The 13,308-nt window shown below is 64.0% G+C and carries 10 protein-coding genes; 4 read left to right on the forward strand and 6 right to left on the reverse strand.

Annotation, left to right across the window (positions count from 1 at the left end; all coding sequences use genetic code 11):
* Window positions 1-345 precede the first annotated feature (345 nt).
* From sbmA to G3480_RS22020, 4 genes are all read left to right on the forward strand, one after another.
* Window positions 346-1,611 carry a peptide antibiotic transporter SbmA gene (gene sbmA / locus G3480_RS22005; RefSeq protein ID WP_164656100.1) on the forward strand — a complete coding sequence of 422 codons (1,266 nt, stop codon included), beginning with the start codon at window positions 346-348 and terminating at the stop codon, window positions 1,609-1,611.
* A gap of 622 nt (window positions 1,612-2,233) precedes the next feature.
* A complete protein-coding gene (locus G3480_RS22010; RefSeq protein WP_164656102.1) occupies window positions 2,234-2,461 on the forward strand; it encodes a DUF433 domain-containing protein in 228 nt (75 codons plus the stop codon).
* Window positions 2,458-2,715, forward strand: coding sequence for a DUF5615 family PIN-like protein (locus tag G3480_RS22015; RefSeq protein WP_164656104.1), 258 nt, complete (start codon window positions 2,458-2,460; stop codon window positions 2,713-2,715). The genes G3480_RS22010 and G3480_RS22015 overlap by 4 nt, the downstream gene beginning before the upstream one ends.
* Window positions 2,716-2,852: 137 nt before the next feature.
* Window positions 2,853-3,179, forward strand: coding sequence for a type I restriction endonuclease (locus G3480_RS22020; RefSeq protein ID WP_164656106.1), 327 nt, complete (start codon window positions 2,853-2,855; stop codon window positions 3,177-3,179).
* Window positions 3,180-3,377: 198 nt separating this feature from the next.
* Here the strand turns inward: G3480_RS22020 and G3480_RS22025 are convergent, their stop codons facing one another.
* The 6 genes from G3480_RS22025 to G3480_RS22050 all read right to left on the reverse strand — a co-directional run bounded on the left by G3480_RS22025 (window position 3,378) and on the right by G3480_RS22050 (window position 13,118).
* Window positions 3,378-5,411, reverse strand: coding sequence for a UvrD-helicase domain-containing protein (locus G3480_RS22025; RefSeq protein WP_164656108.1), 2,034 nt, complete (start codon window positions 5,409-5,411; stop codon window positions 3,378-3,380).
* A complete protein-coding gene (locus tag G3480_RS22030) occupies window positions 5,408-11,917 on the reverse strand; it encodes a DEAD/DEAH box helicase (protein ID WP_164656110.1) in 6,510 nt (2,169 codons plus the stop codon). Before G3480_RS22030 ends, G3480_RS22025 begins: the two co-directional genes overlap by 4 nt.
* 115 nt (window positions 11,918-12,032) lie before the next feature.
* A complete protein-coding gene (locus tag G3480_RS22035; RefSeq protein ID WP_164656112.1) occupies window positions 12,033-12,371 on the reverse strand; it encodes a nucleotidyltransferase domain-containing protein in 339 nt (112 codons plus the stop codon).
* A 54-nt stretch (window positions 12,372-12,425) separates the two neighbouring features.
* Window positions 12,426-12,668, reverse strand: coding sequence for a hypothetical protein (locus G3480_RS22040; protein WP_164656114.1), 243 nt, complete (start codon window positions 12,666-12,668; stop codon window positions 12,426-12,428).
* Window positions 12,665-12,865, reverse strand: a complete 201-nt coding sequence (locus G3480_RS22045) for a type II toxin-antitoxin system Phd/YefM family antitoxin (RefSeq protein ID WP_206171844.1) — start codon at window positions 12,863-12,865, stop codon at window positions 12,665-12,667. Before G3480_RS22045 ends, G3480_RS22040 begins: the two co-directional genes overlap by 4 nt.
* A 4-nt stretch (window positions 12,866-12,869) precedes the next feature.
* Entirely contained in the window at window positions 12,870-13,118 is a 249-nt protein-coding gene (locus G3480_RS22050) for a type II toxin-antitoxin system RelE family toxin (protein WP_164656117.1), read from the reverse strand.
* Window positions 13,119-13,308 lie beyond the last annotated feature (190 nt).

Below are 13,308 nucleotides of genomic sequence, written 5' to 3' on the forward strand. Positions count from 1 at the left end.
CCCCCCCCCCGCACAACGGCCGGGGGGGTGTTCACCTGCCCGCCCCCCCGGGGGGGGGGGGGGGGGGGGCCCCCCGCCGCCCCGGGGGGGCGGGGGGGGGGGGCCGCCCGCCCCCACGTCACTTTGCCTGAAGGATGCGCGGTGCCTGATCAACCCACTGGGCGGCCCGATGATCACGCCAATCCCGGCGCGAATCAAACCGGCATTCTCGCTGCGGCATAGTTTATGCTGAGCAGGCGACAAGGCGAGAGAAGTCCTGTGATGGCAAGGGCTCCGGAGGGATTGCGGTCCAGGTGCGTCCGGTTCACTCTATGCGCCGTTTCGTTGCACCCTAGGAGCTAGGCTTTGTTCCGTTCTTTCTTTCCGCAACCCCGCCTCTTCTTCACGACCGCACTCGGCTGGGCTGCCATCAGTATTCTCGTCTGGTACTGGTTAGGCGACTCGCTCGGAGCGGCAATGGGTTTTCAGATCCCCGCGCCGGATGCCGCGCCAGTGATCGGCATCGGCTACTTTGTGACGCCCGACTTCGTCTGGTTCTACCTCTACTATGCGCTGGTCACCGCACTCTTTGCCGCCTTCTGGCTCAGGCGCGGATCAGACCCCTGGCGCTGGTGGTCGATCCTTGGCACCTCGCTCATTATCTTTTCGACCTACTTCTCGGTTCAGGTCTCGGTGGCGATCAACGAGTGGCGCCGCCCCTTCTTCGATGCGGTGCAGAATGCACTCTCCGGCTCGTCGAGCGTGACGACGGACCAACTCTTTTCGCTGCTGGTCGATTTCGCCGCGATCGCCTTCGTCGCCATCCTGGTCGTGGTGGCCACCAGCTTCTTCGTCAGCCACTATGTCTTCCGCTGGCGCACGGCGATGAACGACTACTATGTCGCGCGCTGGGACGAGGTCCGCAGCATCGAAGGCGCGGCACAGCGAATCCAAGAGGACACCATGCGCTTCGCCGATATCGTCGAGACGCTCGGGGTCAAGATCGTCGACTCCGTGATGACGCTCTTCGCCTTCCTGCCGGTGCTCTTCGCCCTCTCGTCTTATGTGAGCGAGATTCCGATCGTCGGCGCGATTCCAGCTCCCCTCTTCACGGCTGCGCTATTCTGGTCGATCTTCGGAACCGGCCTGCTGGCCCTGGCGGGGATCAAACTGCCAGGACTCTATTTCCGCAATCAGCGCGTCGAGGCCGCCTATCGAAAAGAGCTGGTCTACGGCGAGGACGATGCGAGCCGAGCACAGCCGCCGACGCTGCGCCTGCTCTTCACCAACGTCCGCAAGAACTACTTCCGGCTCTATTTCCACTACTTCTACTTCAACATCGCCCGCTATACCTACCTGCAGGCCGACAACATCTTCGTCTATCTCATCCTGGTGCCGACGATCGCCGCAGGCAAGGTCACCTTCGGCATCCTGCAGCAGATCCTCACCGCCTTCGGTCAGGTGTCGTCGTCCTTCCAATATCTGGTGAACTCTTGGACGACAATCGTCGAGCTGCAGTCCATCCACAAGCGCCTCGCCGCATTCGAGGCGGCATTCGAGCAACGGCCGCTACCGGAGATCGAGCGGCTCGACCTGATCCCGGAGGCCGCTCTCCCAAGCCAACCAGAATGAATGCGGAGCCCGGCGCCTCATCCCCGGGGCTTTCGGAAAACTTTCCAAAAGCCCCGCTCACGACGCTAGACGCATTCCGGACATGACCCGCCCCCAATAGACAGGGCTCGGATGGGCAAAGTCCGCGCACTGAGTTCAGGCACATCGACCAGGAACTCGCCAAGCAGCGCATCGACATCCCGGCCATCCATGAGGCGGCTGCCATGAGGAAGGACGGTATCCGCCAGCCCATCATCCATTCGGAGGGATAGGCTCTGCCCCCTAACTTGCTGCCGACCAGTAGAGCCGGATAGTCATTCTGCTACGGCTCCAGTCCTTGACGACATCGAACAGTCCGACCGCTATCCTGTCCGCTCTAAGAGGCTGTCTGGAAATCATCGTAGAGGTCCCTAGGATCCTTGAGGGCGCAAAATGCTCGCAGATGAGTCAAATTTAGATGCAGCGTCCGACCATCCAAGGCCATCGGGATCGGGATCGGGATCGGGATCGGGATCGGGATCGAACCGACGATAGCGATTCCGATCCCGATGGCATGACATGACTCGTCGGTCTGAGGCGAAGCCTCCCTAGGAGTTTCCAGACAGCTTCTAAGATCTTCGCGAGCCAAACGTTGAGGGTAGCCATGGACATCGACCGAATCACCTTGGATCCGGCTCAAATGGGCGGCAAGCCCTGCATCCGAGGTCTGCGGGTCACGGTCGGAACCGTGCTCGGACTCATGGCCGAGGGCGTCAGCCGGGAGCACATCCTTGCCGCTTACCCCTATCTCGAACCCGAGGACCTGGATGCCGCGCTAGCCTATGCCTCGTGGCGTCTGGAAGAGCGCGAAGAGCATCTCACAGCGGCATGACTCTACGGCGGGTCATCGATGTCAATCTCTCGCCGGAGTGGGTTCCTGTTCTGACCGAAGCAGGATTCGACACCGTCCACTGGACGCAGGTCGGAGACCCATCTGCGTCTGACCGCGTGATCATGGGCTGGGCGGCCGCCAACGGCGACGTCGTCTTCAGCCACGACCTCGACTTTTCGACCATGCTCGCGCTGACTCATGCCAGCGGGCCGAGTTTGGTACAGCTCCGGGGTTCCAAGGTGCTGCCTGAATAGATCGCCGAGCCCCTGATCCAGTCGGAGCCGGGTTCGAATACTGCCGCTGTGATCTCATGAAGCCGGAGCGCAGGACGAGGAAGGAGAAGATCGACCATCAGCTGGCTCGCTCTGGCTGGACCGCTGAGAGTCGTCGCATGATCGAAGAATTCTGTGTCCGGGCCACGTCAAAGGTCGGCGAGCCAACAGGAGGGGCCGGAGACACCTACGCGCTCGTCGACTCTGTCCTGATCGATCCTTTCGGCCGACCAATCGCGATCATTGAAGCCAAACGCTCCACTCGCGATCCACTGGAGGGTGAGCGCCAGGCATCCGACTACGCCGACGACATCCGCGCGGAGCACGGCGTGGCCCCCTTCATCTTCCTCGCCAATGGCGACGAGATCTGGTTCTGGCACCGGCAGCACCACCTACCTATCTCGCGGATCGGATGCCGTCTTGAGCGACAGCTTCGCCGCAGCTGAGGCAACGCCAAACCGCTGCGACGAACGCGGGCGCGATCGCTTAAATTCGAGGGAAAACTGTCCTGGGCATGGGATCCACTTTAGGTGGAGCACAGGGGACAACGCGGTGCAGCCTTGACGCTCTTCCCGCTAGCCCCTGATAAAGCTCCGAAAAGCGCCTGATCCCGCAAGCGTCAGGCGGCCACCAACCCGAGCGCATCAGCAGTAGAGCCGTGCCGCCCGCTTGGCGCGGGTCATGCCGACGTAGACCAGTTTGCGCAGGTGCTCGTCCAGGTCGCGATTGACGACGATTGCCACGGCGTCGAATTCCAGGCCCTTGGCGCGATGCAGGGTCATGGCGAAGATCTGGGCATCCTTGCGGCTGAGACGCTCGCGATGGTTGACGGTCGCCACCTTGTAGCCGGCTTCGCGGATCTGCTGGGCCAACTGGTCACGCAGCTTGACGGTTGGAGCCATCACGCCGATCTTGGTGTCGTGGTTGTCTTCCAGACACTGGGCGATGAAGTCCCGAATGCCATCACGGATCGATTCCATTGAGGCACCTTGAACCCGCTCCGGCTTGGGGCCGTGCATGAGGGACTTGTAGCGGGCAATCTCATCGCTGCCGCCATCCAGATCGTCGACCTCGATCGCCTCCAGCAGTGAGACGGCCTCCCGGCGGATCTCCTCCGTGGTGCGATAGTTCAGATAGAGCTTCCTGGACCGTCCCCGGATGTCGATGCCGCAACTGCCCATGCTGGCCTTGTTCTTGGCATAGATGCGCTGGTGGCCATCGCCGACGAACATCAGGTCGTTCGGTCCAGACGGCACCAGGGCGCGGATCAACCTCAATGCCTGGGGACCGAAGTCTTGGGTCTCGTCCACAACGGCGTGCGCATAGGGCGGACGTTCTTCGTTCGCCAGGATGGCGCAGGCGTCCCGATAGGCGTCGTCCGGCTCCTTCAACCCCTTGGCGCTCAGCTGCAGCCGATAGTTCGCGAAGATCTCCCAGAGGGCGTCGCGCTTTTTGCGCGAGAGCACCGCGCCCCGGCCACGGCGAGGGGCCTCGCGGTAGTCGTCGCGGGACGCCAGCCCCTGGGCCAGCACCACCTGCTCGAATTCCTCGCGGACGAAGTCACGCGAGACGCCCAGCGCGGGGTCGAAATCCACCATGGCGGACTCCCAGACCGGCGCGCATTTCGCCTCGTAGTCGAAGGCGATCTCGTGCTCGTAGCGCCGCGCCTTGAGCAAGCGGAACACCAGGGCATCCAGATTGATGACGTCGATCCGCGTCATCTGCTCCGGTGAGCAGATCGACTTCAGCCCGTCCTCGATGTCCAGCGCCAGGTTGGTCGTGAAGGTGGTGAACAGCAGCTTCTTGTCCGTCTCGATGAGCGTGCTGGCCAGATGTTTGGCCCGATGCATGGCCAGCACCGTCTTGCCCGTCCCCGCCCCACCGAGGATGCGACTCGGGCCGTTCAGGCTGCGTGTGGCCAGCCGCCGCTGGGTGGGGTGCAGAAACACCCGCCATTGCTCCAGCGGGGCGGAGAGGATCGCCTGGAGGTCGTTCTCGCCCTCCACCACGTAGAACCGGGAGCGGCTCTCGTCACGCTCGGCGGCGCTGGCGAAATCCTCCGTGTCGATGTCCTGATCGACCCGGGTCTCACGCGAGGCCAGGATACTGGAGACCGCGTCGCCCGCGAGCACCAAAAAGAGCCCTTCGTAGGCCTCGACCGGCAGCTCCTCGCGCATGGCGTCCAGGTCGCCTTCGGAGCGGATGGTCCTGACCGCGGGGAGCATCTCCTCCGGTGTGCCGAGCGCCATGAGATCGCGGTCCGACAGGGCGTTGAAGCTGGGATCGGGCTGCGCCGGTGCTGGAGCCGCCTCGCGCTGAACCGTCTCCTCGACGAAGCTGATATTGGTCAGTGTCAGCGCGCCATTGACCGGATTGACGCTCATCTTGCGCTTGGCGGCCCAGGCATAGGCATCGTCGTGCTTGTCGATATGCAGCCAGACGAAGACATTGTCCTTGGGCGCCCGGAAGATGATGCCGCGATAGCCCTGATCGATCCGCACCGAGCGGAAGTGCTTGTCCTTCGCGCCCTGGATGGTCTCGTAGTTGATGCCCGGACTGCGCGGGTCGGTCTGGAACTTGAGCATGAACTCAAGCCCCCGCGTCTGCACCGCAGCCGGCAGTGCCGTCATGCGCTTGATGACGTCGTTGCTGACGATGATCTTGACGTCGTCGTTCATGGTGTCTGTCCTTTGAGTGCGGCCTCGACGTCGAGCCACCAGTTCTCGGCCTCGGTCATGACCTTGTACCCGGCCTCCGTCCAACTCTCGACGCACTCCGCCTGGGCGGAGGTCAGGAAGACGAGACGGGCTCGCTCCCAGAGGGCCTCGGCCAGGCGATAGTCGTCGCCGTCCTCGTACTCCACGCCGATGCCGTCGGGAGCAGGTACTCCGGCCTGGGCCAGATAGCCGAATCCCTGCGCGAGGCGCTCGAGGAATTCGGCGGCCTCGAGGATCTGCGTCCAGCCGGCGCTCTCCCCGGTCGGTCTCTCCGTCCGTGGCTCGAGGACCGCGAGGGTCTCGCCCGTGTCGAGCATGGACCGGGTCAGGAGGGCGACGCCCGGCACCCCCTGCAGGAGGTTGGCCAGACGCAGCCACTGGCGCCATTGAGCGCGCCCGAGCTTGAGATCGGCGGCGATCTCCACGTCATCCAGGACCAAGGCGCCCGCGAACGGATAGCCTGAGGTGCTTTTGCCAGTCAGGAACTTGGGCTCCGCCCGACCGATCCATTGAACGGCACCTTTTCCTGGGCTGTGCAGGTGCACTGTCTGCGCATCGAGCCTGAGCCACTCCGGGAGCGCGCTCGACACCGCCGCGCTGGACGCCTTGATCGCCTCGGTCACCTCATTGGGCCGCAGCACGCTGCGCATCAGCAGATGCGCACCCGTCGTTCTCAATCGGTCCAATGGATCTTGATCGACCGGCAGCGGCTGACCGAGCAGATGTAGCAGGAGCCCCATGGCGTTCGACATCAGGTCGGTCTGAGGGAACGGCGGGAGCCGATCCGCTGGAAGCTGTTGGCCGGAGTCAGTCATGAGCACGCTCAACGGGCTCTCGAGATCGGTCCCGCCCTTGAGCTTGTGCGCCGCATCGATGTCCTCGAAGGTGACTGACCAGACACGATAGTCGCCGCGCAGCATCAGCGTGGCGCGCTTCCGAGCATCGTCCGGCATGCACTTCTGGTGGTGTTCCCAACCGTCGACGAAGACCGCGATCGGACGCATGGGACTCGCCGTCAAGGTTTTCGAGATCACGAAATCCGGCTGGCAGAGGATGTGCCCCGAGACTGGATCCTCGATGGGCACCTGGGTGTCGACCCAATACTTGTTCGGCCCCACCGTGAGCAGATAGGCCGTCTTGCCCGCCTTGATGTCCTGCGTGACCCGCACCGGCGGAAGTCGCGCGTTGTCGGTATCCAGCTGTCCGCCGAGCGCCTTGAGCCCAGGCAGGAACCGCCGCTCCAGCTCGGAGCCGAAGCTCGGGTTGATGTAGATCTCCGACAGGCACTTGACCTCTTTGCGTTGAAACTCCCCCTGGACCAGCTCATCGAGCATCTCCAGGGCGGCAGCGCGGGAGATATGCCGGCGGTTACGCCCCTGCCGGTAATGAAAGACGCACTGATAGCAGCCATCCTGCTCGGGCTTGACCTGACAGGCGCAGTCGCGGATCACCCCATGGGCCGTAGCTAGCACCTCGGTCAGCGTATCCGCGTTGCCCGCCAGGAGCTGCTGTAGATAACCGGTGCCACCGGGCACCGAGTCGTAGATCAGGATGTAGGTCTTGCCAGCGCCATCGCCTGTGCCGGCCTCCGACATGGTCTCGAAGCGCAGGTGATCGACCTTGCCGCCGAAGCGCTTACGCAGCCCGAGCTGCAGCGCCGACATGAAGGAGTAGGTGGTGCGCTCACCCGAGCCGAATCCCTTGGGCACCATGATGCGTAGACACTCGGACTCGAACTGGCGATAGAGGAAGAGCCGGTCGAGCAGGTGTTCCGTCCCCTTGGCGTGGCGATCAGGGCAGTCGGGCGTATGTACCTGCGTGCGCGTCTCCTCCCGACCCCGACCGCCGTTGGTCTGGACCATGCCACAGCTCTGACAGAGCGCGAATCCGGCCTTGGCACTGTCGTCGCCGGCAATGAGCGTCGCAGACTCGGCGCTGTCGACCGAGAGCGGCTGACCGAGATTGAGATCGTGGAAGGCCGCCGTGGCGATGAATTCGAAGCCGTAGATGGCCTGGCTGGACTCCAGCGTCCAGGCCGTACGCACGTCCTCGGCCGCGAAGTTCATCAAAAGGCGGCGGGCATAGAACTTGGGATTGCGGGCCTCGTCGGTCTCTGTGATGCGGATCTTGTTCGCACGGTGGATATTGGCAACGGCCCGCTTGAGACGCAGGATCGGGCGTACCTGGCTGCCGTCGACCCAGTGGCTGTCTCCGCACCGGGGGCAGGCATCCAACTTGGCTTCCGGGGCGGTGAGCGGTTTGAGATAGTGGCAGCCCGCGCAGAAGCGGTGCTCGGCCGGCGGCTCCACGCTCATGTCGATCTGATCGATCTCGACCTTACTCTTGTGGGCGAAGAAGGTATTGCGCGGCGCGAACTCGGCGAGGGCCGCATGGGCGGGGCGGCTGTAGCGATGCACCGGCACCGAATACTCCTCGCCGCTGGATCGGCTGCCATGGATGATGGTGGTCAGCGCGACCCCCTCTTCGGGGAAGGCATAGTTCGGCAGCAGACCGGCGTTGGTCAGGGCCTCCAGCAGGTATTCGTTGTTCAGCTGCTGGATGCGCTGGCCCAGTCCGGCGCGCTCCTTGTCCAGCAGATCGATCTCGGCCAGGGTCTGCTCGTCCTCGGGGCGTTTGCGCAGCCGCTGAAGCTCGGTATTGATCGCTTTGCGGCGCTTCTTCCAGGACTCGCGCTCGGCGTGGGTTTCCTCGAAGAAGGCCAGAAAGCGCACGCGCAGGTGCTTGTGCCGGTCGGTGCCGGTGATGAAGGTCTCGAGCTTGGCCCGCGTCTCGGGACGCAGCGCATCCGCGAGCATCCGGCAGAAGGCATCGAACAGGGCTGGCTCGTGACGGTTGACGAAGTCCAGATAGTTGAAGGGAAAACGCGTGCTGTCGCCGTCCCCCTTGGCGACCTGATCGAGCGGCTCGCTCAGTCGGTCCGGCAGCTCGGGGCGCTCCTCGGCGACCCAGTGGTCGAAGAAGAAGGCATAGAGCTGACGGCGCAGCACCTCGGCGGCGTTCAGGTAGATGGCGGGCGCCTCGACGTCGCCGTGCAGCATCTCCAGCGGATTGGCGAAGTAGTATTGATCGTGCCCGTCCGGAGAGGCGTCGGCGATGGCGAACACGGCCGCATTGCCATCGCGCCGACCGGCGCGGCCGATGCGCTGAATAAAATTGGCCTGGTTCGGTGGCACGCCGCCCAGCATCACGCTGGACAGGGTGCCGATGTTGATGCCCATCTCCAGGGTCGGCGTGGCGGAGAGCAGGTTCTCATACCAGGGCTGGCAGATATCCTTGGTCGCCATGAAACGATTCTGCAGGGCGACCCGCTCGTCGCGCTCCAACAGGCCGGTGTGCTCATGGGCGATGACTCGGGTGACATCGCCGCCCTGGAAGCGGGTATGCCACCAGCTGGCCCCATGCCCGCTGTCGGAATCGGCCTCCGGGCGGAAGGTCTCGCCAGGGCTGTTCCAGGCCGGCAGAGCACCCAATGCCTCGACGGCCTCGGCGGGTACCCAAAGGGACTGAGCCCCGGAGGAAGTCACCAGCCGGCGCGGATCTCGATACAGGCTCAAACGGCTCGGCAGCAGACCAAAGACGCGCGCTCGGACTCCCTTGTGCTCCAACGGCACGAAACGCCCCAACCCCGCCTGCTCTAGGGCCTTGAGCAGTTCCTCGTAGGCCAGGGTGACGATGCCAGGGGAAGACAGCGTCAAGCCTAGAGCGAGCTTGGCCCAGCCCAGCAGTGGATTCGTGTCGCGCTCCTCCAGGTGCATGAAGCCATGTCGGCCTGACTCCCGAGTGACGAAACGCGGCGCTCCGAAATGGCCGCGATGCGGGATCCAGTCCTTGCGCTGTTTGGCGAACTCGAAACCAGCGAAGTCGCCGGTCTCCGCAAAGCGCTCCAGCTCCATGTGAAAGATGGCTCCAGCGCGGATCAGGGCCAGCACCGTGCCCAGGGTCCAGTGCAGAACCTGAGTCTCGCTCAGCGCCTCCAGTCCACCGCCCGCCTGGCACAGCTCGGGTGTCAGGGTCCGAGACAGCGCCTGGAGATCGGCGAGGTCCGGGAAGAGCACGGCGATCCCGACCCGCGTCAAGGTCCGCCCCCGGTCGGAGCGATGGGCCAGTTCCTCGACGGCGCGCCACTGCATGCGCTGGCTGAGCATGCTCGGCAGCCGTGAGCTGGGAGGCAATTCGGTGGTCTCAAGCAGCGCCCGCCAGTCGCGCAGCCACTCCATGCTCGGCGGGATGAAGCGCGCCACGAAGTCCCTCGGGGACATGGCGAGCGGGCGACTCGGGTCCAGATAGCCGCGCCCGATCGCATCGAGTGCTTGATCCCAGGGCAACACCGCCGGCAGCGTCGCCAGGACCTTGGCCAGCCCCGCGCGCATCAGCGTGCCCTCGGTCTTGGATTCGATATAGCCGGCGCGGTGCGCCGCGTCCTGCACCGAGTCCGAGAAGAGGATCAGCTTCTTGTGATCGTTGAGCCGCGCCGACCACAGCCGCTCCACCGCATGGGCCGCGAGGCTGGTGGTCTGGGCACCGACGATGAGCTGTCCACCGCGCTCGCCGCACACCGGGCAACGGTCGTCATGGACGGTGACCTCGCGCGGCTTCTTGCTGGGTTGGGTATCGTCCCGCAATGGCTTCGTGCGGGTCGCGTTGGCGACCTCCACCGGGACGACGTCATCGCTTTGGCAGTGCGGACACTGGGTCAGGCGCTCATGCCCGAGATGACCGCATTGGCCGCACAGCGTCAAGCTCAACAGCGGGAAAGGCGCGCGGGTCGTCCGACCGTCGGTCGGCGAGCCTGGATAGATGCGGGCCAGAAAGGTGTCTTGGTAACGGGCGAAGAAGCTCCCGTAGATCCGATCCAGGCTGCTCACCACCCGGCTGTCCTGCTTCTGCTTGACCGTCAGCCAGCCGGTGGCATGGCAGTGGCGGCACTGGACCAGCGGCAGGCGCAACCGCTCACGCTGGCTCAGGACCGCCGCCTCGGAGCAGAGCACGATCTCGGCTGGATCGCGGCTGACGGTCGCCAGGACGCGGCGCAGCTCCTGCAGCCAGAGCTGAACGCGCAGGGTGACCAGGGCGCTCAAATCCTCGACCGGCGTGCTCGCATCGACTTTCTGTCCCGCGTGGGGTGCCCGCGCCCAGGCCACCAGGGTCAACAGGGCCGAGATGAGCGCCCGCGCCTCAGGCACCACGCGCGCACTCAGGGTGCGCTGGAGCTTGTCGGCGATCGCGTCAACCGTCACCGGCGCCTGGGTCGCGGTACGCAGCAGGGACTGAAAGAGCAGGTGCTTCTTCAGCTCCTCGCCGAGACGGATTCGCCCCAAGGGCGTGTCGAGGCCAGCCAGAAGCGCCGCCAGGGTCTCGGGGCTGGCGAAGAAGGCCGGTAGAAACCGCGCGACGGCCTCCTGCGGGTGATCGAACGACTCGGGTCGGATGGCCTCCAGCACCGTCTCGTCGTCGGCGATCAGATGCTCGACCACCTTGTCGCCAATGAAGGCATCGAAGCCCTGGCGGCGCTCGACGATCACCGCGTCCCTGTCGAAGTCGGTCGCGAACACCTGGCTCGCATAGTCGCGCAGCGGGGCAGTGTCACTGGCATCGCCGAGCGTCGCCGAGGTGCCGATGCAGATCAGGCGCCCCCTGTCGCTTTGGGCGTCACATTTCAGGCGATGACGCAGCCGACGGATCAGCATCGCCAGGTCCGTGCCCTGGGCGCCGTCGAAGGTGTGCAGCTCGTCCACCACCAGATAGCGCAGGGTCTCGGGGCCGTTGTCGCGCCAGAGCGGCTGGTCCTTGGGCCGAATCAGCAGGAAATCCAGCATCTTGTAGTTGGTGAGCAGGATGTCCGGCGGGTTGTCGCGGAGCACATCCTTGTCGGCGATGACATGGTCCGGCCCCATGACCGTCGCGTCTTGCTCCGGGCTCTTGCCCGCCTTGCCGGGCTTATACTGGGTCTTGCCCGAGCCCACGAAGAGCCCCGCGCGAAGGCCGGCGAAGGCCGGCGTCTTGTGCACGAGTTCGGCGATGCGCTTGGCCTGGTCGTCGGCCAGGGCATTCATCGGATAGATGATGATCGCCTTGATGCCTGGCGCACCCTGCTGCCGCGCCTGGGCTGCCTGCTCCAGCACCGGGTAGAGGAAGCACTCGGTCTTGCCCGAGCCGGTGCCGGTCGCCACCAAGGTGGAGCGTCCCTCCACGCCGCAGCGCTGCCACGCCTGCTCCTGATGCAGAAAGGCCGGATGCTCGGTCTCGAACTCCTTGAAGAAGCCCTTTCCCTTGCTGCCCGAGACGAAAGGCATGCCCAGATGGACATAGGGCCCCTTGATCCAGCTCGGCTCCTCGATCAGGCGGCGGACGGCGTCCTTGAACAGCTCGGTCGATGGCTCGAACTGGACCCGCAGCGTCTCGGCGACGCCGTGGCGGACCTCATCGACGACCAGCGATGGCAGCATCTATGCAGCCTCCATGGGTTATTACCCTCATCATGACCCTCATTGCCTTCGCATCCCCTCGACCAGGCCGCGCCCGGCGTCAGCGCCTGTCGGGCCTTCGATAACAGCTCGTCGATCACAGCCGAACGCCTTCGCGACGAATTTCGGTGACCAGGTGCGCCGCCCGATGCGGCGCGGAATCCGAGAGGTTCTCCTGCTCGAAGACCCAGGGCTGAATGTTGATTCCGGTGCGGAGCAGGATGTCATAGCCGCGGTCGATGAGGTCGAATTGCTCGCCGATGGGGTCGGTGACCTCATCGAGAAAGACCGCGACATCGGCATCACTGTCCGGCCGATGGTCGCCGCGCGCGCGTGAGCCGAAGAGGTAGAGCGCGCGCAGGTGAGCACCGTACTTGGCGTGCAGGATCGCCTGAAACGATCTCAAGGCCTCTTGGGTGATGGGGTCGATATGCATCACTCGATTCCAAGGTCTCGCTCTTCAACGATAGGGTCAGTCCACATGATGAACTTATCCCGAATACTTCTGATCAACCCGTGACTCTTGGCTTGGTCGATGACCGAACCGAATGCCCTGGTACCGAGAACGCATCTGGGGCGACGTTGTGGGCGGATCAATGAAACGCGCTCCCCGCGCCTGATGCTCTATCTCGCGCTGTTGGATGTCCGCGTAAATGGCGTCTAGATCGAAATCGAACGCCTTGGCGTGCGCTTCGCGGATCGCACGGACCTCGTTGAGAATTTCGTCATTCATGGATCGATTCCGAGGACTCGCATGACGTCCGCCAGCGGGACGGATGCCGCGTCTGCCTCCTGCGATTTCGCCTCTCGTAGATCTCGGAGATCCTGGTAGTCATGAAAAATCTCCTCGAGGGCACGAAATTCCTCGATGGGCAATACGACGTATTCGTCCGCGCCCTCGCGACGAATGAATTGTGGGTGGATGTTCATCAGATTACCTCTTGGCATAGGCGTGTTGGCGATGCACGACGCGATAGACGAGCACCGTTGAGTCTTCGATCTCGAAGAGTACGCGGTAGCTACCAACGCGCAGCCGGTATTCCGGCGTGAAGTTCGTCAACCGTTTGACGTCTCCCGAAAGACCCTGTTCGAACGACTTCAGTCTTTCGGCGATCCGTTGGGCATCTGCCTTGGGAATATCCCGTAGATCCTTGATGGCCTTGGGCTTGAATTCAACGTTCATGACGAACCATTCGGGGCTGAGCGATGCGCGCCGCCACCCTGCTGGAAGAACGCCCAGGCGACCCGGTAGTCCTCCTCGCGGTCGGGGCGGACGAAGGGGGCCTGGTACTCAATGCAGAACTCCTGACTTGGCGCCAAATTCAATGCGACTGGATCGCCTCAAACACGAGGCGCAGCTCGGTACCGGGGTA

The organism is Thiorhodococcus mannitoliphagus (assembly GCF_010915725.1).
Lineage (GTDB): Bacteria > Pseudomonadota > Gammaproteobacteria > Chromatiales > Chromatiaceae > Thiorhodococcus > Thiorhodococcus mannitoliphagus.

Excerpts from the sequence above, each read along its gene's own strand:
- G3480_RS22010 (WP_164656102.1), top strand. The coding sequence starts at position 2,234 with ATGGACATCGACCGAATCACCTTGGATCCGGCTCAAATGGGCGGCAAG.
- G3480_RS22015 (WP_164656104.1), top strand. The coding sequence starts at position 2,458 with ATGACTCTACGGCGGGTCATCGATGTCAATCTCTCGCCGGAGTGGGTT.
- G3480_RS22020 (WP_164656106.1), top strand. The coding sequence starts at position 2,853 with ATGATCGAAGAATTCTGTGTCCGGGCCACGTCAAAGGTCGGCGAGCCA.
- G3480_RS22025 (WP_164656108.1), bottom strand. The coding sequence starts at position 5,411 with ATGAACGACGACGTCAAGATCATCGTCAGCAACGACGTCATCAAGCGC.
- G3480_RS22030 (WP_164656110.1), bottom strand. The coding sequence starts at position 11,917 with ATGCTGCCATCGCTGGTCGTCGATGAGGTCCGCCACGGCGTCGCCGAG.
- G3480_RS22035 (WP_164656112.1), bottom strand. The coding sequence starts at position 12,371 with ATGCATATCGACCCCATCACCCAAGAGGCCTTGAGATCGTTTCAGGCG.
- G3480_RS22040 (WP_164656114.1), bottom strand. The coding sequence starts at position 12,668 with ATGAATGACGAAATTCTCAACGAGGTCCGTGCGATCCGCGAAGCGCAC.
- G3480_RS22045 (WP_206171844.1), bottom strand. The coding sequence starts at position 12,865 with ATGAACATCCACCCACAATTCATTCGTCGCGAGGGCGCGGACGAATAC.
- G3480_RS22050 (WP_164656117.1), bottom strand. The coding sequence starts at position 13,118 with ATGAACGTTGAATTCAAGCCCAAGGCCATCAAGGATCTACGGGATATT.